The following is a 23,049-nucleotide window of genomic DNA, read 5'->3' as shown; positions in this document are numbered from 1 at the left end:
AACATGAAAAACATTTTTTTAATAGTATTGGGTTTATTTTTATGCCAAATAGCCTATGCAGAACCCATAAGAGACAGTTTGTATATTCCTGAAAATAGTTTTAACCCCAGCAAATTTTTTGATGATGATTGTGATGCTTGTGGCTGTGCTGCAGGAAATGGATCATCAGGATTTGAGTCTTTGCTTAATCCTCAATTTATAGGAATAAAATATTTTGCACAGCATTATAAAGCCAAAGAAAACCTTTTTGTGAATGATCTCACCCAGGATCAGTACTTCAATACCATCCAGTTATGGGGAAAAGTTCCCATTACGAAAAAGCTGAGTGTTTACGGGAGTCTCCCTTTTCAGTTTCATGAAAAAAAAACAATGCAGGGAGACATCAGAATTAATGGAATAGGGGATCTGAATATAATGGGTATTTATCAGCTGATCAATTCTAAAGATGCATCTCACCAATTAAATGGAGGATTAGGAATAAAAGTTCCGTTAGGAAGATTTGATGAAAAAGGAATTACGGGAGTGAATCCGAGTTTCCAATTGGGAACAGGAAGCTGGGATTATCAGATGGTTGTGAACTATAAATACCAAAAGAACAAAGTTGCGGTAATTGTTAATACGGATTATACTGTTAAAGGTGAAAATAAGAAGTATTATCAGTTTGGAAACCAATGGAACTATGCAGCTACCGGATTTTATCAGTTTCATGCAGACAAAAAAATGATCTTTTCCGGGAAAGCCGGATTACAGGGAGAAGTATATGATAGGAATAAGCAATTTGATGAAGCCTTACCGGATACTGCCGGAAGTGCTTTATATGGAAAATTAGGTTTTGAACTTTCTTATAGTAAATGGAGCCTGGGTAGTGAACTGATGCTTCCGGCCTATTCAAATCTGGCCGGTGGAAACATTGAAGCTAAATCCAGATTCAGTGTGTTTATTAACTTTGGGATATAAAAATCAAATGAACATTCCGTTACTCATGTAACGGAATGTTTGTTTTTATTCTGTTGAAAATCATTTTATTAAGTATAATATTGTTTCTAAGAAGAATTTTCTATCTTTGCCGGAATCTGGTGAGCTGTAAAAGGCTTTTAAAAGGGAATCCGGTGTAAATCCGGAACAGACCCGCTGCTGTAAACTCTAAACCAAAATTTTTGATGTATATATCCACTGTTTTTAATGGGAAGGATTTCAAAAATGGAGTAAGTCAGAAGACCTGCCAGAAGATTAAAGTTTGATGCTTTCGTGGAATAAAGCTAAGGACAACAATGCTTCTGTGCAGCTATGGCTGTACAATGTTATTGCTGCTTTCTTATATCCATTAGTGTCAAGATTATTTTCAATGAGCTAATGGAACCGAAATTTACTTTTACAACTAAAAAAATAATTATCACAATCCTTGTGCTAATTAACCAGCTTTATTTTTCTCAGTCAAGAGATAGTATAAAGGAAAAAGGGATCCTTCCGGTTACCATTTATAAAAAAGATTTTAAAGAAATTCTTCCCGCTCAAACTCTTTCAGGAGAACAGCTGGAAAGGTTGAACAGCCAGTCCGTAGCCGATGCATTACGCTATTTTTCGGGAGTACAGATCAAGGATTATGGTGGAATTGGCGGATTGAAAACGGTTAATATCCGAAGCATGGGTAGCCAGCATGTCGGTGTTTTCTATGATGGAATTCAATTGGGAAATGCACAAAACGGGGTTATCGATCTGGGAAAGTTTTCGCTGGATGATATCGGAGAAATTTCATTATACAACGGACAGAAAAGTGAGATCTTTCAGCCTGCAAAAGATTTTGGATCTTCCGGCTCAATTTATCTCCAACCCAAGACTCCTTATTTTTCCGGAAATAAAAAAACGAATCTTGTACTTAGAATAAAAAACAGCTCAATCGATCTTTTCAACCCGTCATTTCGATTGGAGCAAAAGCTTTCAGATAAAATTTCCGCAAGTTTCAGCTCCGAATTTATACAGAGTGACGGACAATATAAATACAAATACCAGAAAAAACGCCCCGATGGTACTATAGCCAATGATACAATTGCAACAAGATATGATTCTTATATTACTGCCAAAAGATTTGAGACCAGCCTGCAGGGAAATCTGAATAATGGAGACTGGAATGTCCGGGGCTACGGATATATTTCAGATCGTGGGATTCCCTCAGCAATTGTGAATAATGGTTTTAATCCGAAAGGACAAAAATTACTTGATAGAAATTATTTTGTTCAGGCTCACCTGAGGAAAAAAATATTTCCAAAATTTGAGACTCAGCTCAAAGCTAAATTTGCCTACGACTATACCCGGTATATGGATACGGTAAATGTAGCTGAAACAGCTTTAAAAACAGATAATACATATATCCAGAGAGAATTATATTTATCATCTTCCAATATTTACTCAATTACACCAAACTGGGATGTTAGTGCTAATGTTGATTTCCAGTATAATAATCTGGATTCCGATCTTAAGCTTTTCTCATTTCCCACGCGTTATACCTCATTGGTTGCTTTTGCAACCACTTACCAATGGAACCGGTTTAAATTTCTTGGAAGTGTTTTAGGCACTTTTATTCGGGAGAATGTTGAACGTAATTCCAAGTCGCCGGATAAGAGTGAATGGACACCCTCTGCATTTTTGAGTTACCAGCCACTGGCCTTTAAGAATTTAACTGTGAGAGCATTTTATAAAAGGATTTTTAGAATGCCGACTTTCAATGACCTGTACTATACCATGATCGGGAATGTTTTTCTTAAACCTGAATTTACCAATCAATATGACGTAGGTTTTACTTATCAGAAGACTTATAACCATCAGGTTCTGAAAAGTATTTACTTCAAGGCAGACGGGTATTATAACAAAGTGGAAAATAAGATCATTGCAGTGCCCACAACCAATCTTTTCAGATGGATGATGACGAATCTTGGAGATGTTCAGATCATAGGATCAGATGTGAATATACAGGCTGAGCTGGACCTTGGGAAAGTAATATTGAAACCATTGTTGAGCTATACCTACCAAAGTGCACGCGATTTTACTGAAAAAGGAGAGTCATATTATGGAGATCAGATTCCTTATGTGCCGTGGCATTCAGGAACTTTTACTTTGATGGCTGATTATAAGGAGTGGAGCTTTAATTATAGCTTTATGTATACGGGGAAACGTTATGATGCACAACAAAACAATATTGAATATAATCTCATCAAACCCTGGTATACGCACGATTTATCGATTCAGAAAAGGTTTAACTGGTATTCTCACCAGTTCAAGGTAAGCTTTGAGGTCAATAATACTTTGAATCAGCACTATGATGTGGTAAGGAACTATCCAATGCCAGGAAGAAATTTTAAACTTATTGTAAGCTATACATTATGAAAAAAATAAGCTATTACGTGTTCTTATTCATTGCGTTTTCACTACTGTCATGCAGAACAGATGAATACACTCCGAAAGAAGAAGTTGAGACGGGTCTTACACAACCGGAAAATACTGCAATCAAAGGTTTTTATGTTTTGAATGAAGGAAATATGGGGAGCAATAAATGCACACTTGATTTTTTTGATTATACAACAGGAAACTACAGAAGGAATATTTATGCAGAAATTAATCCCAATGTTGTCAAAGAATTAGGCGATGTGGGAAATGATATTCAGATTTACGGAGGTAAATTGTATGTTGTGGTGAATGTATCCAATAAAATCGAAGTGCTGGATGCAAAAACAGCAAAGCGAATCAAAACAATCCAGTTACAAAACTGCAGGTACATTAAATTCAAAGATGGAAAAGCCTATGCCAGCAGTTACGCTGGGCCTGTTGATATCAATCCTAATTCTCCTAAAGGAAAAGTTGTGGAGATTGATACGACTTCCCTTGCCATTCAAAGACAAGTTACCGTAGGATATCAGCCTGAAGAAATTGAGATTGTGGGAAACCAGCTTTTTGTAGCTAATTCAGGAGGGTATATGGTTCCAAATTATGATAAAACTGTTTCTGTGATCGATCTCAATACATTTACAGAAAGTAAAAAAATAAATGTTGCAATCAACCTTCACCGCCTTAAAAAGGATAATTACGGGGATTTGTATGTAAGCTCAAGAGGAGATTATTACAATGTACCATCAAGTTTATTCCTCGTTGATGCAGCAACCGGAACTGTGAAAAAAGATTTTCATCTCGCAGTGAGTGAAATGACCATTGTGAATGATAAGCTTTATTACTATGGAAATGAATTCAATTATAATACCCATTCTTACACTAAAACTTTTGGAATTATTGATGTAAAGACCGAACAGGTGATTTCTGATAAAATTATCGATCAGGAATATGCAGATGCAATCAAGGCTCCTTATGGAATTGCTGTAAATCCCATTACTGAGGATATTTATATTACCGATGCGAGGAATTATGTATCCACGGGATTTGTTTATTGCTTTAATAAAAGTGGTCATTTTAAATGGAAAACGGAAGGAGGGAATATTCCGGCTCACTTTACCTTTTTATATAAATAACTGAATCTTAGATATGGACAGAAAAATTTTAAAAATAATACCTGCTGTACTGGTTATATTTCTTTTAACCGGAATATCAGGATGTAAAAGTGACAGAGATGAAGAGTTTTCATTTAAGGGATTGGAAGAGTCTTATACGATCAATCGTTTTAAGGTACTGAATATTCCCGCAAATGTTCCTGGCAAACTCACCTGGAGTATTAAAGATTCCATTATTTCTGAAGGATCCGAACTCGATTTTATCAGCCCTTACGCGAAGACATATCCACTGACACTGAAAATAGAACAAAATGGAAATGTGAAAACATATCAATCTACCATTATTGTAAATAAGGAGCCGGGTTCCTACAGTAAATATATTGCCAGTGTACTGGATTTCCGACCTGCAATAGGACAGTTTACCAATGAAATTCCTGAATATCTTGCTGGAAATACTGCCAATACTATGTTGCAAAAAGCCAGGGAATCTTTAATCGGCTCAAATTCCACAATGATCAGTTTAGGAGGATTCGGGGGCTATGTTGTTTTTGGGTTTGATCATACGATTCCAAATATGAACGGCCGGGATTTTAAGATTCTTGGAAATGCTTTCTGGGGAAATAATGCTAACGATCCACGTTCGGGTTCTTGTGAGCCGGGAATTATTATGGTGGCTTATGACAGAAATAAAAACGGGAAACCTGATGATAATGAGTGGTACGAAATTGCTGGAAGTGAATATTTTAAAAATACAACCGTAAAGAATTACAGCATCACTTATTTCAAACCCAATGAAACTAAACTTCCTGTTCCCGGAAGTGAGCCATGGCAAACTGATATCGAATATATTAAATGGCAGGATAATCAGGGAAATACCGGATTTAAAACCAAGAACGGGTTCCATGATCACAGCTACTTCCCTTTATGGATTTCTGATGCTTCTTACAGCTTGTCAGGAACTAGATTACAAAACAATTTTTACGATCAGAGTGGAAATGGGTCTTATTGGATTGGTAAATCATATGACTTTGGATACGCGGATAACGCTCCGAATAATGATGAGGCATCCAATATTGATATTTCCTGGGCCGTAGATAAGAGCGGGAAATATGTAAAGCTTCCGGGGATCGATTTTGTAAAAGTGCACACGGGAATCAATCAGGAAGCAGGCTGGCTGGGAGAAGTGTCTACGGAAGTAGCAGGAGCATACGATTTATACATAAAATAAAATTCAACAATAAATTTATTTAAAAATGAAAAAGATCTATCTTTTAACTTTACTGTTATTCTTTGCATTTTTCACGAATGCACAGGTCACAGTTCAGGGCGTGCCCCGAAATGACATCAAACAAAATTCAGTACATAAAAATGGGCTGAAAACAACAACTACCGTAACCAGTTTTTCTGATATTCAGTACTGGGTGGGGACGGGTTCTAAAAAGGCGGCTTTTGTTGTCCAATGGAATGATGGAAAAAATCCTGATGCTTTAGTTTGGGGATTTAAGTGGGATGGAAATGCTACAGGAGAGGATATGCTAAAGGCCATTGCTAAAGCGGACCACCGTTTTTATTCTTTGCTGTATCAGGGAACTACTTTCGGAACAGCGATCGGAGGACTTGGTTTTGATCTGAACGGACAAGGGACCAATGGATTATACAAGAATAACAATGTAACATATCCATTGTATCCTTTAAATGGTATCATCAATACGACAGCATATGATTTCGATGATTATACAGCGATAGATGCGGCTAATGATCACTGGAAGTCTGGCTGGACTACCGGATACTGGTCTTATTGGGTGAAGAATCCTACAGATGCCGATTTCGGATATTCTAGTTTAGGTGCCAGCAGCCGTACTTTAGAAAACGGAGCATGGGATCTTTGGAATTTTTATCCGGGAATGGTTGATCAGCCGATTTCTACAACATTAACACCAGTATCGGCTTATGCTTCACCGGCAACTTTTACAGATGGTTATTTTATGGTGAATGAAGATTGGTACGGACATACCAATGGCTCTGTTAATTTTGTAAATAATAATGGACAGATCAACTATAGGATATATAGTGACAAAAATAATAATGAAGCATTCGGAGCTACTACACAGTATGGAACGATCTATGGTGATAAGTTTTACTTTATTTCGAAACAGGCTGCTGATGGGGGTGATACACAATATACACCTGGAGGGAGACTTGTTGTAGCGAATGCCACTACCATGCAAAAGATCGCTGGATTTAATACTATTGGAGGAGGAGACGGAAGGTTTTTCCTGGGTGTCAATGAACATAAGGGATATATTGGGACCACTACCGGAATCTTTTTATTTGATATTGATAATTTGCAGGTTGGAACTTTAGTGCCCGAAACTAATGGTAAAGGCCAGATTGGGAATATGATTCGTACATCACAATATGTATTTGCTGTGACACAAAACGGGGGAATTCTTGTGATCAACCCGAATACCAACGCTGTTGTTCAGACTATTGCAGGTGCATTTTATTCAATTGTACAGGCTAAAGATGGAAGTGTTTGGGCGATTCAGCAACAGAAATTGGTGAATATCCATCCTACTACTTTTGTAACAACAGATTATGCTATTCCTACCACTAAATACATTGGAGACTGGGGAGCATGGTATGCCGGAAGATTGACATATAGTACCAAACAAAATGCGTTGTACTGGATCAACTCAATCAATGCATTCTCTTCAGGTAGCCAGATTGTGAAATTTGATGTTACCAATAAAACATTTAACGAAAGCTTTGCAGCGATTCCAGGACAAACGGGAACTTACAAGCAGATTCCTTATGGAGCTGCTTTGCGTGTAAATCCTGTTACGGATGATTTGATTTTGAATACAACAGAAAGTGGTTATGGAGCACACTATCAGAAAAACTGGGTACATACATTCAGTAGTACAGGAGCTCTTACCAATACTAAAATATTAAATGATTATTATTGGTTTCCTGCGGTTACCGTATTCCCGGATACTATTGCTCCAGTTGTACAAAGTACATTCCCATCACAAACTACAGTGAACAGTACGACTACCATCGACCTTAAAACAGTGGTTTCTGATGCTGATAACCTTTCGTTAGCTATTGTAAAAACTGTAAAGTCCAATAGTAATTCAGGAGTTGTAAATGCTGTGATTAATACAAATGATGAGTTAGTATTAACACCACAAAGTACGGGAACTTCTACAGTTGTTATAAGCTTTAATTCAAATGGAAAGCTTGTGGAAAAATCACTTGTAGTAAATGCTAATTTGTCTACATTAGGAACAGCAGACGTTAGAAAGCTTGAATTGGGAATTTATCCTAATCCTGCGACAGATGTTCTTAATATTAAAACTCAGGATAAAGTATTGAATACGGTGGTATATGATGCTTCCGGAAAAATTATTCCTACTCAGTTCAGTAATGGACAAATCAATGTAAGCACTCTTACTAAGGGGATCTATATTCTAAAGGTGGTTACTGATAAGGCAGTTTATCAACAAAAATTTATTAAGAATTAAATTCTTAAAGAATAGTTTATAAATTAAACCCTCTATCACATGATAGAGGGTTTTTATATAGATTAAGGGCTTTTGTAAGATATCATGAAACAGATTATATATATCTGTTTTTAACTGATTACCCGAATGCTTACTCTCGTAGAGTTGAAAATATTCAGTGGCACAATGATCGTCATTATTCTAAATTGATTACAAATAAATACGGCAGGCTAAAAGCCTGCCGTATTTTTCACATGTTGTTATTACATGTTTTTTTATTTAATCATGATTTTACGAGAGTATATTTTTCCTTCTTTTGTTGTAAGGGTCATAATATAAACTCCTTCCGGTAGTGTAGATTCAAACGTTTTTGATTTTAGTTTTGAACGATACACTTCTTTTCCTGATGTATTGATTAAAGCAACGTCAGATCCTTCGAAAGGTACATTTCCATCAAGGGTAACCTGACCATTCTTGCTGTATGCCATTAAGCTGATGTGTGGATCTTTGTACTGATAAGCGTAATAAATACGGAAACCTCCATTAAGGTTAAGCAATCCTGAGTTAAGGCTTATTTTCACTCGGTCGAAGGGTTTGTTCATAGTAAGTTCAAGAGCTCCTCTACTAGCATCTGTACCACCCAACTTAAGCACATCATCAAAGATGTTCATATAATCATTATTGGAAACATCGCCAAGAAATGTCTCTACAGATAATCCACCTATTAATTGTGCAGTAAGAATAGATTGATCTGTACCAACACCAATGACAAGTTTATTCGTATCAGCAAGGATATTGGACGTAGGGAAAATCAGAGTCTGTTCTGTTCTTCCCAATAATCCAATAGGAACAAGTAGGGTAGAGTAGTCGTTTTCATTACTGCCTACTGCGTTTTCTGGATTTTGTACAAAACAGGCAACACAGATACCATATGCCCGGTTTGTTTGACTGCTTGCGTACACTTTGTTAAGTTGTGCAAAAGACATTGTGTTCATTAGGAACAATAGTAAGGAAGCCAAGACTACTTTTTTCGTCATGCTTTGGCCTGCGAATAGATTTGTTTTCATATGTTAGAAATTAGTTTTTAGAATTTTAAAATTACAAAAAAAAAGGTTACGATAATGCATTTATTTCATATTTATGTGATTTAATAATGATTTTTAATTTTTTCTTAACCTAAGCAAGTCGTTGAAAATGAAGTAATCCCTTATCTATAAAGGGATGTCAAATATTGTATTATGTATTTTAATTCTACCTATAGTGGAAAAAATTCATTAAGAATTAACGATGGCTTAATGTATAATCTATTGAAAATGAGATTAAAAATAATTCCCCTTTACCATGTATAAAGGGGGATTACATTTGCCAAATTTATAATTATAATCAGTGTTTTTTTGTTCCTTTTATATTAGGCAAAAATGCGGTAATGATACCCATAAGAGGTAAGAAAGCGCATATTTTAAATACATATTCTATACTGGTGTCATCTGCTACTGCTCCCAAAACAGCAGATCCTATACCTCCCATTCCAAACATGAATCCGAAAAACAACCCGGCTACCAATCCGATTTTATCCGGCATAAGATCGGTAGCATATACCAGAATAGCAGAGAAAGCGGATGCAATGATCAATCCGATAAGAATTGCAAAAATAACTGTCCACATCAAAGAAAGATAAGGAAGACAAAGAGTGAAAGGAGCAGCACCCAAGATAGAAATCCAGATTATTTTCTTTCTGCCGTATTTATCACCCAGTTTGCCACCAAGGATCGTTCCTACTGCAACTGCTGCAAGGAACATGAACAAATACAGCTGGGAGTCCTTTACTGAAATATGAAACTTATCAATAAGGAAAAATGTGAAGTAATTGGTCATTGATGCCAGATAAATATATTTGGAAAATACCAGAGCCAAAAGGATAGTAATCGAAAATATTACTTTTTTTCTTGAAAGATTTATGTGTACGACCATATCTGAATGTTTTACCGTCTTTCTTATGGATAACCTTTCAGCATACCAGTTTCCTATTCTCCATAAAACGATAATACCAATGAAAGCAGCTATAGCAAATAGTCCCACATAACCCTGCCCTAAGGGAAGGACTATAAGTGCAACTAATAAGGGACCAATTGCACTTCCCGAGTTTCCTCCCACCTGAAATATAGATTGTGCCAGCCCTTTCTGGCCACCGGAAGCCAATTGGGCAACCCGTGAAGCCTCAGGGTGAAAAACGGAAGATCCCATTCCGATGAGTGCAACTGAAATGAGAATAACATAGTACTCATGTGCTGCCGCAAGGAGTAATAATCCTGCCATGGAAAGCGCCATACCTATAGCCAGTGACCTTGGATTAGGTTTTTTGTCTGTGTATATACCAACAAAGGGCTGTAGAATAGATGCGGTAAGCTGGAACACCAGGGTAATAATGCCAATCTGGGAAAATGACAGCTTAAACTCTCCCTTTAGAATGGGATATAAGGAAGGAATTGTAGATTGGATCAGGTCATTTAAAAAATGAGAAAAGCTGATCATAAAGAGAATGGGATAAACAATCTTATGGGTGTCAATTGTTTTTGTCTGTACAGTGTTCATAAAGTAATAGTTTTAATTCATCTTGTCATCTGATGAATTTTGAGTTGTTAATAGAAAATCTTTTTTTATAATAGTTTGTGAATTATTTTTTCAGCAACAAGAGCCGCATTAGCCGCATCTCTGTTCTTAATATATTCATAGAGTTCCGCATGCAATTTCTGTGAGATCCTGAATGCTTCAGTATTGTTTTTATGGCTGCTTTCAAAGACTCTGAGGACTTGTCTGCTCGCTATTTTATAAATTTCTTTCAGGAGTTTATTTCCACACGCTTCCGCTATGGATAAATGGAAATTGATATCAGCCTGGTAACATTCGAGTGCCATATTTTCTTCCGCAAACTTATTTCTCAGATCCAGATATTCTTTTATGGTTTTCAGTTGGGCTTCTGTATGATTGAGAGCTGCTTTTGCGGCAACTTTTGACTCCAGCAGGGATCGTACTTCTTCTACTTCTTCAATTTCTGCATTGCTCATCTGGATTTCCAGAGATTCCTGGACATTTTTTGAAACCACAAATGTACCTACACCTTGCTGTACACTTAATACACCTTTAATGGATAGTATTTTAATAGCCTCGCGAATACTCGAGCGTCCGACACCATATACTTTCATCAGTTCCGGCTCCGTAGGTAGCTGATCACCGATTGAATAAGTCTCATTGAGTATTCCTTCTGTGAGTCTTTCTGCAACTTCCTGAGCTAATGTCTTTTTTTGGATCTGTGTCATATACATCTTATCATCTGATGATTGCAAAGATAGAACTTATAGTATATAAGGCAAAGAGATATATAAATAAATTTTTAAAAATCCCGTCTTTATGAATGAGAGGGACTATAAAACAAAAAGCTGCAAACAATGTTTGCAGCTTTTGTAGCCCGTAGGGGAATCGAACCCCTCTTACCAGAATGAAAATCTGAGGTCCTAACCGATAGACGAACGGGCCATCTACCATTACACTAAGATGTCTTAATGTGTTAGATTTTTTGTTTTTATAAGTTTACAACTCTTATTAGTAGCCCGTAGGGGAATCGAACCCCTCTTACCAGAATGAAAATCTGAGGTCCTAACCGATAGACGAACGGGCCAACTATCCGTATTACGCTAATTTATTAACGTGCTTAGTTAATTTACTTTTCAAGTTAGCAGCCTTGTTTTTGTGGATAATATTTTTCTTAGCTAATTTATCCAACAAAGAGATAACCTTTGGCAATTGCTCTACAGCAGCAGCTTTGTCTTCTTCATTTCTCAAAACCTTCATTGCTGTTCTAGCAGTTTTGTGGTAGTATCTGTTACGAACTTTTCTAACTTCGTTTTGTCTAATTCTCTTTAATGCTGATTTATGATTTGCCATATCGTTCAAATGTGAGTGCAAAAGTAAAAACTTTTTTTTTATCTGCCAAATTTATTTTTAAATAATTTCAATTTTCTTCAGATAAATATTTTCTCAGTTTGTCTATTGCTTGTTCTATTTTAAAATTTTCTTGTTCCTTATCTATTTTCTTGATAATATTTCCCAACATTATCATTGCGTTGTTCCATTCTCCAGTAGTATTGGTGAAAGTTAGTCCATCTATAGTTACTTCAAAGGCTACCCTCTCTCCATACCTGTAAAGTCTGAAACTTATCTTGTCATCTCTGCCTATTATCCCATCTTCATTAACTTTCAAGTCGTAACTTTTTGGGTTAGAGTGGATCTTCTTAAAAAGCAATGTTGCTTCTTGAATTTTTAAATCCGGCATGATATCAAATTTGGTAGCCTATAGGGGAATCGAACCCCTGTTGCAAGAATGAAAATCTTGAGTCCTAACCACTAGACGAATAGGCCAAATTTTGAGGTTGCAAAAGTAATAATTAACTTCTTAACTTCAAAATTATTTTTTACACTATCTGTAAACTTTTTGTATGATAGTATTCTTAATGCCCTTTGTCTCAAGCTCTTTCTGGATTTTCACAGCATCTTCCAATGTGTATACTTTTCCATAAGTGTAGTAGAAAACTCCACTTTCTTTATTCCTTTCCACGTCTTTCAGGGTCTGGAGAATAAATGAGTTACCGTTTAATTTATCTCCTACATATACCTCTATCGTATAGTATCCGGTACTTAGTTTTTGGTTAGGCATAAATCCTACGGCAAATGCATTTTTGAAGCCGGCATCTTTGGCTGTTCTAAGGTTAATATCTTTTACGGAAGCCATATTCGTTACTCCATAATAATATTTGTACAGTCCGTTTTCTTTGATAGGAAGAATGTAATTCAATCCTTTAAGAGCAGGATCTCCATCATTGTATTTAGTAGGGGAGCTCATTAGCAGGATCCTGAAATCATTTTTCAATGCAACTTCTACAGGTTTTTCTGGTTCAGGCTTTTTGGTTGCGATCATAGAAGGACCTCCTGACTTTCTGTCAATTGCTTTTTTATAATCGATAATCGCCTGATAGATACTTTCCGCAATCTCTTCCTGTCCTCTGTCCGAGGCTAAATAGTGACTTTCTTCTGCATGATTGATAAATCCGGTCTCAATAAGTACTGAAGGCATTGCATTCATACGAAGAACGTGCAGGTTTTTTTGGAAAACACCTCTTGAAAATCTTTTGTCTTTATTTACAAAGTTATCTTCTACCAATCCACCGAATAATAAGCTAGATTCCAGGTATTTGCTTTGCTGAAGCTTTAATGCAATCAGAGATTCCGGAGAGCTGGCATCATAGGAACCAAAGGTCTGTCTGTCTTTTTCATCAAGAAAGATCACATCATTTTCCCTTTTGGCAACTTCCAGGTTGGTGTCATTTTGGTCGGGTCCCTGTACATACGTTTCCGTTCCGTAAGCTGAAGATCTTTGTGCCGAGTTACAGTGTACCGAGATAAAAAGGTCGGCTTTGCTTCTGTTCGCGAGATTGGTTCTGTCGGAAAGAGAAGGATATTCGTCAAATTTGCGGGTATAGATTACTTTAAAGTCTTTATTTTTTTCAAGCATCCTTCCTAATTTTAGGACAACTGAAAGGGTTACATCTTTTTCAGCAAGAAGTCCAATATCACTATAAGTCCTCTTCGCCCCTGAATCACTGCCTCCATGTCCTGCATCTAAAACGATCGTAAATTTTTTTTGTGAAAAAATAAATTGGCTCAAAAGAATGAGGATAAATGATAAAATTATTTTAAATTTTTGTTTGTACATCTTACAGTTTTAAAAATTATATTAATTTTGAGCCTTAATTACATACAATAAAATTGGCCAAAACCGTCCTCAAAAATATATTACAAATTTTAATTATCCTAATTTTTAACAATTTTTTAGCACAGAAAACCCCTGAAAAATTGCCTAAAAATACGGTAATTAATGATACTATTTCCAAAAAGGATACCATTGTTGCAAAGAAGGAATCATTAGATGATGTTCTTATGACAAAAGCGGATAATATCCGGAGAGATTTCCCTAAAAAAATGATATACCTGAACCAAAAAGCTCAGGTAAAATATCAGGATATGCAGATTGATGCGGATTATATTTCTATTGATGAGCAGAAAAATCTGATCTATGCCCGTGGAAAGCAGGATTCTTTAGGAAAGAAGATTATAGAACCTGTACTTACTACCCAGGCCGGGAAAAAGTATGAGACGGATCAGTTCAATTATAATTATAAGACAAGACAGGCGATTGCCTATAATGCACGAACGGAAGAAAGCGAAGGGGTAATCATTGCCAATAAAACGAAAAAGTATAATGATTCTGTTTTTGCAATGAGACACGCATTATATACTACAGATGAGTATTTCCTGAAGAAAAAAGATACAGCTGCAGATTACCATTTGCTCGCTTCCAATATCAAACTGGTAAAAACTAAAGAAAAATCCCAGATTATTACAGGACCGATACAAATGTATATAGAGCAGGTGCCTACACCTCTAATTATGCCGTTTGCTATTTTACCGTTTTCCAGTAAAAGGTCTGCCGGTATCCTGATCCCCAGTTTCGGGGAAAGACAGGATGTAGGGTTTTTCCTGAATGGCATCGGATATTATCAGCCCATTGGAGACCATTTTGACATGAAAGTCCTTGCTGACATTTATACGAAAGGAAGCTGGAACGTGAGACCGGAAATGAACTATGTAAAGAAATACAGGTATTCGGGGAATTTCACCGCTGATATAGGAACGACCATCAGAGGAATTAAAGGATTGGATGATTATTCAAGAAGCAGTACATACAGGATTGCCTGGAGGCATACGCAGGATACAAAAGCAAATCCGTTTCTTACATTTTCTGCATCGGTAGATATCGTAAGTAATAAATTCTATAATAATACCATCAACAATAACTATATATTCAATCAGAACGTATTGAATACCCAGCAGAACTCGACGGTTACTGTGACTAAAAGGTTCTTAAAACTTCCTGCTACTGTTACGGCAACGGCATCGTATTCACAGAACTTTGCTACCGGATTGGCAGATCTTCGTTTGCCGCAAATGAACGTTGCAATCAATCAGTTTTATTTATTTAAATCAAAAACCGGAGTAAGACAAGGTCTTCTGGAAAATATTACGGTAAATACCGGATTAAATTTAACAAACTTTGTGACAACAAACGAAGGGGAGCTATTTACTAAGGCTATGTGGGATAAGCTTCAAACTGGTCTTACGAATAATATTACTTTAGGGACGAATACCACCGTTGCTAAATATTTTACCTTCAGTTTAGGAACTACAATTAATAATGCCCTGACAACAAAGACCCTTACCAGATATTATGATCCTTTAAGCAACAATTCCAATAAAGTGGTAGACCAGGTGAATAAGCAGATTGCAGGATATTCTTATTTTTCAAGTACGGCGAGTTTACAGACTACATTATACGGAATGCTTAATTTCAAAAAAGGATCTGCAATAGAAGCCATCAGGCATATGATGACCCCAAGTATCGGATTCACTTATTCTCCTGACTTCGGAAAACCTGGATTCGGGTACTATAAGAATTATTATGATGCCAACGGGGCTTTAACTCCTTATTCTATTTTTGACGGTGGGATTGTAGGATCGCCTACAAGTGGTATGCAAGGATCATTAGGTTTTAATATAGGGAATAACATTGAAATGAAGGTAAAATCTAAGAAAGACTCTACAGGAGTGAAGAAAATAAAAATCTTCGAATCATTAAATCTTTCCGGAAGTTATAATTTTGCTGCTAAAGATCATCCATGGTCAATTTTCTCAATTAACGGACAATCTTCATTTTTTGAGAATAAATTAAGTGTTAATACCAGCCTGTCATTAGATCCATATAAAATTCTTTTTGTTCCGGGATCAGATACTGGTATCAGGACTGAACGTTTTGGGGGATTTAGTGTACAGGGGTTCAATATTCAGGTGTCATATCCTTTAAGCAGTGAGATCTTTGGAGCTAAAACAGATTATGCTAAAAAATACCAGTCTAAAGGAGAAATAAGAAATGAAAATTATTATTTCGATGATGATCATTATGCTCATTTTGATCAGGCATGGACTTTGAATGTTAATGCAAACTACGCTTATTCCAAAAACTTATCCAGATTTGGGACGAAAATTGCTTCAGTAGGATTGGATGGAAGTATTAAGCTTACTCCTTATTGGAACATTAACGGGAGTACACACTATGATATGATCACCAAACAGCTGGCATATACAAGGATAGGGTTCTCCAGGGATCAGCGAAGTTTTACGATTAATTTTAACTGGGTTCCTTTCGGACAATATAAGGTATATGACTTTTTTATAGGGATAAAAGCTAATATTCTGAGTGATGCACTTAAATATAAGGATAGAAGTTTTACCCAACCGAATGCACCTTTCTAATATAAGGTGGAGTTTTGAGAATAAATTTTATATTTGCACCCAAAATAAATTTTGCTGAATCCATTAAAGTCCCGGAAGAGGGATAAAGCAAATGGTGATAGTATAGATAAAAAAATAAATATCCACATATGAAACAAATAATCAACACAGTTAATGCTCCTGCAGCAATCGGACCTTACTCACAAGCAAATATGGCTAACGGAGTTTTATATATTTCAGGTCAGATTCCTGTAGATCCTGCAACAGGTAAATTGGTAGAAGGAATTGAGAAAGAAACTCATCAGGTAATGAAAAACCTTGAGGCAATTCTTACTGAAGCTGGGATGACTTTTAAAAACGTTGTAAAAGCGACAATATTTCTTAAGAGTATGGATGATTTTGCTGTGATGAATGATATTTATGCATCTTATCTGGATGCAGAAAGCTATCCGGCTCGTGAAACGGTACAGGTTTCTTGCCTGCCTAAGAATGTTGATATTGAAATTTCGATGATTGCACATCAGGATTAATGAGCTTTATAAGAAATACATTTGCGGTGTTGGTAGGTCTTGGTATTGCAGGGCTTATTATTACTCTTGGTATAAGAGCTTTTCCGCAGTGGATTACTTTTGATGCTTTTGCTCCTTTTGAACACTGGCAGAGATTTCTGTACAGCATGAGAAATGACGGGGCCTTTTTTGGATTTCTGTTGTTTATTTCCGGTTTAGGAACAACAATCGGAGGTGTGGCAACCGCGATTATTGTAAAATATGCTAAAGTAGCCTATGCCATTCTTATTGGCTTTATCATGCTGTTCATAGCAATGCTGGATGTTATTATATTTCCTTACCATCCTACATTTTATAAAATTTCCATATTTCTTACCTTTTTCCCTTTCTCCTGGATCGGAGGTAAGATTGTAGAAGTTATTTATGAAAGGAATAAGAAAAAGAGGATTGCTGATAAAATGAATAAAACAAAATAAAAAAAACGCTGCAAATGCAGCGTTTTTTTATTTATGGTTTCTTTATTGATTAAGGCATTTTGAAACCTTTTGTATAGATTCTTCCATATTCATCCACAAACTTCACCTGAACATTTCCCTGATACTTGTCAAGGATCTTTTCAACATCTTTTTGTGAGTTTACCGGCTTACCATTGATCTCTATAATGATATAGTTATCTACAACTCCTATTTTAGCCATTTCGCTTCCTTCTGATACGTTCTTAGCGATAACACCACTGTTTAGTCCGTAGCTGGTTTTAAAGGAGTCACTTAATGGTTCAAATTCAGATCCTATTTTTTCTGTAACGCTAAGGTCAGCCTTAGTTCTCGTAGAAGTTCCTCCTTTCTGGTCTTTTAAAGTAACCGTAGTCACATTTTCTTTACCGTTTCTCAGATAAGTAACCTGAACTTTATCACCAGGACGTTTGCTTCCTACCGCCATAGAAAGATCTGCAAAGTCTGTAATTAATGTTCCGTCTATTTTAGTGATGATATCTCCGTTTTTGATTCCTGCATTTTCAGCACCACTGTTGTCCGTAACTTCTGTAACATAAACTCCGGAACCTACTTTAACGTTGGCTTTTTTCTGCTTGTTGTACATAGCAACCTGCTGATCATCTGAAAGGTCTAAAGAAGCAACTCCTAAGAATCCTCTCTGTACAATTCCAAACTTTTTAATGTCCTCAACAATTTTTCTTGCCAGGTTAGAAGGGATTGCAAATCCATATCCCTGATAATAACCTGTGGTAGATTGAATGGCCGAATTGATCCCGATCAGGTCGCCATTGGCATTTACAAGGGCTCCTCCTGAATTTCCAGGGTTAATGGCAGCATCTGTCTGGATAAAACTTTCAATCGGATTACTTGCTTTTCCTTGTGATCCAAGAATACCGATTCCTCTTCCTTTTGCGGAAATAATACCTGCAGTTACCGTAGAGTTCAACCCAAGCGGGTTACCTACAGCAAGAACCCATTGCCCTACTTCAATGTTGTCTGAATTAGCAAAATTCAAATAGGGTAGTCCCTTTTCTTCTATCTTTAATAAGGAAATATCCGTATTAGGATCGGTTCCTACTAATGTAGCGATATATGACTTTTTATTGCTTAAAACAACTTCCAGTTTATTGGCACCTGCTACAACATGGTTGTTTGAAATGATATACCCGTCCGGAGAAATGATAACTCCTGAACCCATCCCTGAAGGCATGTTGTCCGGAATCTGTTGTTGTTTCTGTCTTTGTTGTCCGCCTCTTCCTCCAAAAGGATCTCCGAAGAAGAAATCAAATAAATCCTGCTCCGACGCTCTGCTTGAAGTCCTGGTCTGGTAATTTTTAATGGTAACTACAGCAGGAACTGTTGTTTTTGCAGCTTTTACAAAATCATCTCCTGTAGCTGCCGTATTCATTCCAGCGAAAGAAGTATTGGCAGATTTAGTAAAATAAGATTGGTCTCCGTTGTTGGCATTGTGACCGAAATATTGTATCGTGCCAACGGTAGTAGCTCCTGAGATAACTCCTACTACAGCAAATGGTAATAGTTTTTTTAAAGTACTCTTCATTGTATATCTTCTTTTATTTTTTATTAATTAATTCTGGTTTTACAGTAAACAAATTTAATGCTAAATAGGTGTGCAATTAGTGCAATGTGTTTCAACTTTAACTAAAATTTAACAGGAATACGGTATTTTTATGGTATTACTGATAATTGATGAAATCTCAATTAACGAAACTTAAAAATTTATTAAAGACAATATGACATATAGATGGTTGTATTGTCACAAAGGTTAAATTGTCTGTATTTTCATACAACAAATTACCATATTTATTAATCTTTTTCTTCAGCACCATTAAAGATAGTGTTTTAAACCGAGAATAGGGCTAATAGAAAAAATGATTATCTTTGCAAAAATTTTTCTCACTTAAAACGTTTATAGCATGCAACTGTACAACACCTTAAGCGCAGAAGAAAGAGCTCAACTTATTGATGAAGCCGGTAAGGAACGTCTTACATTGTCTTTCTATGCGTATGCCAAAATTGAAGATCCCAAAAAATTTCGCGACGAATTATTTATAGCCTGGAATGCACTTGATGCTTTAGGGCGTATCTATGTTGCTCACGAAGGAATCAATGCTCAGATGAGCGTTCCTGCAGATCAGTTTGAGGCTTTCCGCGATACACTGGAGGTGTATGAATTTATGAAAGGAATTCGTTTGAACGTAGCTGTTGAGCAAGACAATCATTCTTTTTTAAAATTAACAATAAAGGTCAGACATAAAATCGTTGCCGATGGATTAAATGATGATACTTTTGACGTAACCAATAAAGGGGTTCACTTAAAAGCTCAGGAATTTAATAATATGCTTGAGGATCCTAACACCATTGTGGTTGATTTTAGGAACCATTATGAAAGTGAAGTCGGTCATTTTGAAGGGGCTATTACACCTGATGTGGAAAACTTCAGAGAAAGCTTACCGATTATCAACGAGCAATTACAGGATTTTAAAGAAGACAAAAATCTGTTGATGTATTGTACCGGCGGGATCCGTTGTGAAAAAGCCAGTGCTTATTTTAAACATCAGGGCTTTAAAAACGTGTTCCAGCTAGAAGGTGGAATTATTGAATATACCCGCCAGATAAAAGAGGAAGGAATACAAAGTAAATTCATAGGTAAGAACTTTGTATTTGACCACCGTTTAGGGGAAAGAATTACAGATGATATCATTTCACAGTGTCATCAATGTGGAAAGCCTTGTGACAATCATACCAATTGTTCCAATGATGCGTGTCATCTACTCTTTATCCAATGTGATGAATGTAAAGCGGCAATGGAAAACTGCTGCTCTACAGAGTGTTTGGATATCATACATTTGCCAATGGAAGAACAGGTGAAATTAAGGAAAGGATTACAGGTAGGAAACAAGGTTTTCAGAAAAGGCAAATCCGATGCTTTGAAATTTAAGAATTCCGGTGATTTACCTGCTAAACCTTTAGCAAAAGCCGAAACCAAAGATATCCGCAAAAAAATAGCGGTTAAAAAAGTATTGATTGGGAAAGCAGAACATTATTATTCTAAATCAAAGATCGGACAATTCCTGATTGAAAATAAAGAACTTACCGTGGGTGACAAAGTATTGATTTCAGGACCTACAACAGGTGAAAAGGAATTGACGATTACTGAGATTTATGTGAATGGAAGCTCAAGTGAAACGGCAAAAAAAGGAGATCAGATTACTTTTGAAATTCCTTTTAGAATTCGTTTGTCAGACAAATTATATAAGATCGGACAACCTTCGGAAGGAGTATAACAAGAATAGAAGTACAAATGCTGAAGTCCGAACTTAGAAAAGAATATATGCAAAAAAGAAAAACCTTGTCATCTGATGAGGTTTTCTTGTTATCTGAAGCAATTTTCAAAAATTTTGTTAATTTTTTTAAGCCATTCCCAGGTCAGAAGGTGCATATTTTTCTTCCTATTGCAAAGTTTAATGAGATCAATACTCAGATTTTTGTTGAGTATTTCTTAAACAGTGGCATTCGTGTTTTCGTCCCGAAAGTTGTTGATCAGAAGCTTATTTCAATTGAAATATTTAGAGACTCCCTGTTTGAAACCAGTTCCTGGGGGATTTCAGAGCCTTTTTCCAATCAGGATTCCGGCATAAAGGAATTTGACCTTGTGATAACCCCTGTTCTCTACTGCGATGGTTTAGGAAATAGGGTAGGATATGGAAAAGGTTTTTATGATAGCTTTTTTCAGGAACTTTACGGAAAACCAAAAAAAATCGGGGTGAATTACTTCAATCCCGATGAGATTATAGATGATATCTGGGAAAATGATATCCCTTTAGATTATTTGGTTACTCCTACTGAGGTACTGTCTTTCTTTACAGGAGAGGAATAGAATTTTAAAAAGTAAAATTTGAATTCTTTTTTGAATTTTATTGGTTTTGACATAAGGGTGTATTGAGCGTTTTTCTCAAAAGTTCCAAGTGATCTGTTCTTATCGTCGAAATACTCTACATTGAATTTTGCATAATCCAAAGTATCTTTTTTATAAAAGTCCTTATGTACCTCCAGGTTATTTACTTTCACGGATTTCACCTTTAAGCTGTCTAGTTCCCTGAAAAGATTTTTGAAGGTAAGGCTGTCCGGTTTGTGAAAATAGCTTTCCATCTGGGAGTAAATTACCGTATCAATTTCCGTATTTCTTTTTCCTGACAGGTATAATGTAGATAAGTCTAAAAGCTCCTGCACTTTCTGCTTGGTAATAGAATTAATAGCTTGCATACTGTCCATCTGAACTGCCGGATAGGTTTTTGTATTATTGCTGTTCCTCAATTTATCCAGATCACTTACCTCGCTTTTTTTATTATTACAGGAAATAAAAGCTGTTATCAGTAATAAGGCAATTAAAAATTTATTTATTCTTTTCATCAGTATTTGCAATTTTAAATTTAATAGATATTATTTTACCCTTATCATCCTTTTTCATCTCAATCACCTTTAAATTTTTCAGGGATGTTGTAGGAGTCGTCACAAGGGTAATATATTTTTGTTTGTCTAAAGTTTCTATACCATACGTATCGTTGTCATATACCTGATAAATTACGGCACTGTTGCTGATTAAATTTTCTAACTGTTTTCTTTTTTGTTTGATCAGGGCAAATTGTTCTTCCGGATTTCCTCCCTTTACATCTTTGATAGAGAAGTAATAAGCCGCCATTTTATAATCATCCGGCTTCATTTCGATCATTTCCTCCTCAGGGGCGTTCTCCAGGCTTCTGTTAACAGTTAGAGGTTCGTAGAAGGGTGCCGTGATCTGCATTTTCAGAATTTTATCCTTCGTAGAGTACCTGAAACATTCTCCCGGGTTAATTTTAAACAGGATTGGGGATTCGTTTTCTTTAAATACTTTTATTTCTAAGGTATTGATTACTGCAACCCCTCTGTCTGCATCTGTGAAACAGTATTTATACTCTTTAGAGAAAATTTCATCCTTAAAACCTAAAACTCCTGTAATGATAATTAAAATGGAGGTTATCATGGCCCAGGCATTCCTTTTCATGAACTTTTTTTCCGGTTCAGGGGAAACTGTATCGGATAAAGTGTTGAAATTTTGATTTTGGTTAACTGTTTGATTTTCAGTATTTGATTTTTGTAAATCAACATTTTCTTGCCCTTTTATAGGTGTTTTTTGTGGTTGATCATCATTTTTTGGCGTTGAAGGTAGCTGATTGATCGTTTCTTCCAATTCCTGCAGTTCTTCATCGCTGAGATCTTTCTCATCCTGTAATAATTCTCCTGCAAAAAGATGTTGCTTTTTAAACTCGTACCATGAGTCGTATCCCGCATAAATACTCAATAAATTGAGCATGTCTATCCTAGGCAATTTTGTTACCGGTGAGTTCTTGAAATAAGTATAAAATGATTTTTCGCTGATGTTTCCCTTCGCCTTTTTCCGAAGATCCTCCTGAAAATAGATAATATCAATCCCCTTCCATTTAGAAATATCATCATAGGAAGGAGTGTATTCTTCTAAATATTGAGCCTGTACATCCCTTTTCAGCTGCTCAAAGTGTAATAGATCTAAATCTGTCAAGTTTATATAAAGTGATTAAGTTATTGATTATCAGTTGTACTTATTTGT

Annotated in this window: 19 protein-coding genes, 3 tRNA genes and 1 riboswitch; of the genes, 10 read left to right on the top strand and 12 right to left on the bottom strand. The window is 36.1% G+C overall.

Annotated features, from left to right (window positions below):
• Positions 1 to 3: 3 nt before the first annotated feature.
• The 5 genes from G9C87_RS20510 (at position 4) to G9C87_RS20490 (ending at position 8,020) form a co-directional block, all read left to right on the top strand.
• The gene (locus G9C87_RS20510) at positions 4 to 957 is read left to right on the top strand and encodes a transporter (RefSeq protein WP_172284633.1); all 954 of its coding nucleotides are present in this window, start codon (positions 4 to 6) and stop codon (positions 955 to 957) included.
• Between the two features lie 100 nt (positions 958 to 1,057).
• A riboswitch (cobalamin riboswitch) is annotated at positions 1,058 to 1,242 on the top strand.
• 111 nt (positions 1,243 to 1,353) lie between these two features.
• Positions 1,354 to 3,381 (top strand): TonB-dependent receptor plug domain-containing protein, encoded by a 2,028-nt coding sequence (locus tag G9C87_RS20505; RefSeq protein ID WP_172284631.1) that lies wholly within the window; start codon positions 1,354 to 1,356, stop codon positions 3,379 to 3,381.
• Complete coding sequence (locus tag G9C87_RS20500) at positions 3,378 to 4,514, top strand: YncE family protein (protein ID WP_172284629.1); 1,137 nt, start codon at positions 3,378 to 3,380, stop codon at positions 4,512 to 4,514. The genes G9C87_RS20505 and G9C87_RS20500 overlap by 4 nt, the downstream gene beginning before the upstream one ends.
• Before the next feature lie 13 nt (positions 4,515 to 4,527).
• Positions 4,528 to 5,721: a cell surface protein gene (locus G9C87_RS20495; protein ID WP_172284627.1), complete on the top strand. Its 1,194-nt coding sequence runs from the start codon at positions 4,528 to 4,530 to the stop codon at positions 5,719 to 5,721.
• Positions 5,722 to 5,746: 25 nt separating this feature from the next.
• The gene (locus G9C87_RS20490) at positions 5,747 to 8,020 is read left to right on the top strand and encodes a DUF5074 domain-containing protein (RefSeq protein ID WP_172284625.1); all 2,274 of its coding nucleotides are present in this window, start codon (positions 5,747 to 5,749) and stop codon (positions 8,018 to 8,020) included.
• A 254-nt stretch (positions 8,021 to 8,274) separates the two neighbouring features.
• Here G9C87_RS20490 and G9C87_RS20485 read toward each other — a convergent pair whose 3' ends face one another.
• The 9 genes from G9C87_RS20485 to G9C87_RS20445 form a co-directional block, all read right to left on the bottom strand.
• The gene (locus G9C87_RS20485; protein WP_172284623.1) at positions 8,275 to 9,066 is read right to left on the bottom strand and encodes a T9SS type A sorting domain-containing protein; all 792 of its coding nucleotides are present in this window, start codon (positions 9,064 to 9,066) and stop codon (positions 8,275 to 8,277) included.
• Positions 9,067 to 9,382: 316 nt separating this feature from the next.
• Positions 9,383 to 10,591, bottom strand: coding sequence for an MFS transporter (locus tag G9C87_RS20480; protein ID WP_172284621.1), 1,209 nt, complete (start codon positions 10,589 to 10,591; stop codon positions 9,383 to 9,385).
• 65 nt (positions 10,592 to 10,656) lie between these two features.
• Positions 10,657 to 11,316 carry a FadR/GntR family transcriptional regulator gene (locus G9C87_RS20475; protein WP_172284619.1) on the bottom strand — a complete coding sequence of 220 codons (660 nt, stop codon included), beginning with the start codon at positions 11,314 to 11,316 and terminating at the stop codon, positions 10,657 to 10,659.
• A gap of 145 nt (positions 11,317 to 11,461) precedes the next feature.
• Positions 11,462 to 11,533 (bottom strand) — tRNA-Glu (locus G9C87_RS20470).
• Between the two features lie 70 nt (positions 11,534 to 11,603).
• Positions 11,604 to 11,675: transfer RNA gene (locus G9C87_RS20465), tRNA-Glu, on the bottom strand.
• 11 nt (positions 11,676 to 11,686) lie between these two features.
• Positions 11,687 to 11,941 carry a 30S ribosomal protein S20 gene (gene rpsT, locus G9C87_RS20460; protein WP_172284617.1) on the bottom strand — a complete coding sequence of 85 codons (255 nt, stop codon included), beginning with the start codon at positions 11,939 to 11,941 and terminating at the stop codon, positions 11,687 to 11,689.
• 67 nt (positions 11,942 to 12,008) lie between these two features.
• On the bottom strand, positions 12,009 to 12,329 hold the full coding sequence (locus G9C87_RS20455; RefSeq protein ID WP_172284615.1) for a hypothetical protein: 321 nt from the start codon (positions 12,327 to 12,329) through the stop codon (positions 12,009 to 12,011).
• A gap of 11 nt (positions 12,330 to 12,340) precedes the next feature.
• A tRNA-Glu gene (locus tag G9C87_RS20450) sits at positions 12,341 to 12,415 on the bottom strand.
• 58 nt (positions 12,416 to 12,473) lie between these two features.
• Entirely contained in the window at positions 12,474 to 13,766 is a 1,293-nt protein-coding gene (locus G9C87_RS20445) for an N-acetylmuramoyl-L-alanine amidase (protein WP_172284613.1), read from the bottom strand.
• 53 nt (positions 13,767 to 13,819) lie between these two features.
• Here G9C87_RS20445 and G9C87_RS20440 point away from each other — a divergent pair, with 53 nt between their 5' ends.
• The 3 genes from G9C87_RS20440 (at position 13,820) to G9C87_RS20430 (ending at position 17,384) form a co-directional block, all read left to right on the top strand.
• A complete protein-coding gene (locus G9C87_RS20440; protein WP_172284611.1) occupies positions 13,820 to 16,420 on the top strand; it encodes a putative LPS assembly protein LptD in 2,601 nt (866 codons plus the stop codon).
• A gap of 128 nt (positions 16,421 to 16,548) precedes the next feature.
• Positions 16,549 to 16,929 carry a RidA family protein gene (locus G9C87_RS20435; protein ID WP_045491236.1) on the top strand — a complete coding sequence of 127 codons (381 nt, stop codon included), beginning with the start codon at positions 16,549 to 16,551 and terminating at the stop codon, positions 16,927 to 16,929.
• Positions 16,929 to 17,384 (top strand): hypothetical protein, encoded by a 456-nt coding sequence (locus G9C87_RS20430; protein ID WP_172284609.1) that lies wholly within the window; start codon positions 16,929 to 16,931, stop codon positions 17,382 to 17,384. Before G9C87_RS20435 ends, G9C87_RS20430 begins: the two co-directional genes overlap by 1 nt.
• 49 nt (positions 17,385 to 17,433) lie before the next feature.
• Here G9C87_RS20430 and G9C87_RS20425 read toward each other — a convergent pair whose 3' ends face one another.
• Positions 17,434 to 18,963, bottom strand: a complete 1,530-nt coding sequence (locus G9C87_RS20425) for a trypsin-like peptidase domain-containing protein (protein WP_172284607.1) — start codon at positions 18,961 to 18,963, stop codon at positions 17,434 to 17,436.
• 376 nt (positions 18,964 to 19,339) lie between these two features.
• Here G9C87_RS20425 and G9C87_RS20420 point away from each other — a divergent pair, with 376 nt between their 5' ends.
• Both G9C87_RS20420 and G9C87_RS20415 read left to right on the top strand, forming a co-directional pair.
• A complete protein-coding gene (locus G9C87_RS20420; RefSeq protein ID WP_172284605.1) occupies positions 19,340 to 20,710 on the top strand; it encodes a rhodanese-related sulfurtransferase in 1,371 nt (456 codons plus the stop codon).
• Between the two features lie 47 nt (positions 20,711 to 20,757).
• Positions 20,758 to 21,303: a 5-formyltetrahydrofolate cyclo-ligase gene (locus tag G9C87_RS20415; protein WP_262888852.1), complete on the top strand. Its 546-nt coding sequence runs from the start codon at positions 20,758 to 20,760 to the stop codon at positions 21,301 to 21,303.
• Here G9C87_RS20415 and G9C87_RS20410 read toward each other — a convergent pair.
• Together G9C87_RS20410 and G9C87_RS20405 are read right to left on the bottom strand one after the other, a co-directional pair.
• Positions 21,252 to 21,836 carry a hypothetical protein gene (locus G9C87_RS20410; RefSeq protein WP_172284601.1) on the bottom strand — a complete coding sequence of 195 codons (585 nt, stop codon included), beginning with the start codon at positions 21,834 to 21,836 and terminating at the stop codon, positions 21,252 to 21,254. The two genes, G9C87_RS20415 and G9C87_RS20410, sit on opposite strands and share 52 nt — an antisense overlap.
• On the bottom strand, positions 21,820 to 23,001 hold the full coding sequence (locus G9C87_RS20405; RefSeq protein ID WP_172284599.1) for a hypothetical protein: 1,182 nt from the start codon (positions 22,999 to 23,001) through the stop codon (positions 21,820 to 21,822). Before G9C87_RS20405 ends, G9C87_RS20410 begins: the two co-directional genes overlap by 17 nt.
• Positions 23,002 to 23,049 lie beyond the last annotated feature (48 nt).

Origin of the sequence: Chryseobacterium sp. LAM-KRS1 (assembly GCF_013184525.1) — a bacterium.
Lineage (GTDB): Bacteria > Bacteroidota > Bacteroidia > Flavobacteriales > Weeksellaceae > Chryseobacterium > Chryseobacterium proteolyticum.
The sequence above is the reverse complement of the archived record's forward strand: the minus strand, read 5'-3'. Positions and strand labels throughout refer to the sequence as shown.

Coding starts and splice junctions, on each gene's coding strand:
- G9C87_RS20510 (WP_172284633.1), top strand. CDS start 4: ATGAAAAACATTTTTTTAATAGTATTGGGTTTATTTTTATGCCAAATA.
- G9C87_RS20505 (WP_172284631.1), top strand. CDS start 1,354: ATGGAACCGAAATTTACTTTTACAACTAAAAAAATAATTATCACAATC.
- G9C87_RS20500 (WP_172284629.1), top strand. CDS start 3,378: ATGAAAAAAATAAGCTATTACGTGTTCTTATTCATTGCGTTTTCACTA.
- G9C87_RS20495 (WP_172284627.1), top strand. CDS start 4,528: ATGGACAGAAAAATTTTAAAAATAATACCTGCTGTACTGGTTATATTT.
- G9C87_RS20490 (WP_172284625.1), top strand. CDS start 5,747: ATGAAAAAGATCTATCTTTTAACTTTACTGTTATTCTTTGCATTTTTC.
- G9C87_RS20485 (WP_172284623.1), bottom strand. CDS start 9,066: ATGAAAACAAATCTATTCGCAGGCCAAAGCATGACGAAAAAAGTAGTC.
- G9C87_RS20480 (WP_172284621.1), bottom strand. CDS start 10,591: ATGAACACTGTACAGACAAAAACAATTGACACCCATAAGATTGTTTAT.
- G9C87_RS20475 (WP_172284619.1), bottom strand. CDS start 11,316: ATGACACAGATCCAAAAAAAGACATTAGCTCAGGAAGTTGCAGAAAGA.
- rpsT (WP_172284617.1), bottom strand. CDS start 11,941: ATGGCAAATCATAAATCAGCATTAAAGAGAATTAGACAAAACGAAGTT.
- G9C87_RS20455 (WP_172284615.1), bottom strand. CDS start 12,329: ATGCCGGATTTAAAAATTCAAGAAGCAACATTGCTTTTTAAGAAGATC.
- G9C87_RS20445 (WP_172284613.1), bottom strand. CDS start 13,766: ATGTACAAACAAAAATTTAAAATAATTTTATCATTTATCCTCATTCTT.
- G9C87_RS20435 (WP_045491236.1), top strand. CDS start 16,549: ATGAAACAAATAATCAACACAGTTAATGCTCCTGCAGCAATCGGACCT.
- G9C87_RS20430 (WP_172284609.1), top strand. CDS start 16,929: ATGAGCTTTATAAGAAATACATTTGCGGTGTTGGTAGGTCTTGGTATT.
- G9C87_RS20425 (WP_172284607.1), bottom strand. CDS start 18,963: ATGAAGAGTACTTTAAAAAAACTATTACCATTTGCTGTAGTAGGAGTT.
- G9C87_RS20420 (WP_172284605.1), top strand. CDS start 19,340: ATGCAACTGTACAACACCTTAAGCGCAGAAGAAAGAGCTCAACTTATT.
- G9C87_RS20415 (WP_262888852.1), top strand. CDS start 20,758: ATGCAAAAAAGAAAAACCTTGTCATCTGATGAGGTTTTCTTGTTATCT.
- G9C87_RS20410 (WP_172284601.1), bottom strand. CDS start 21,836: ATGAAAAGAATAAATAAATTTTTAATTGCCTTATTACTGATAACAGCT.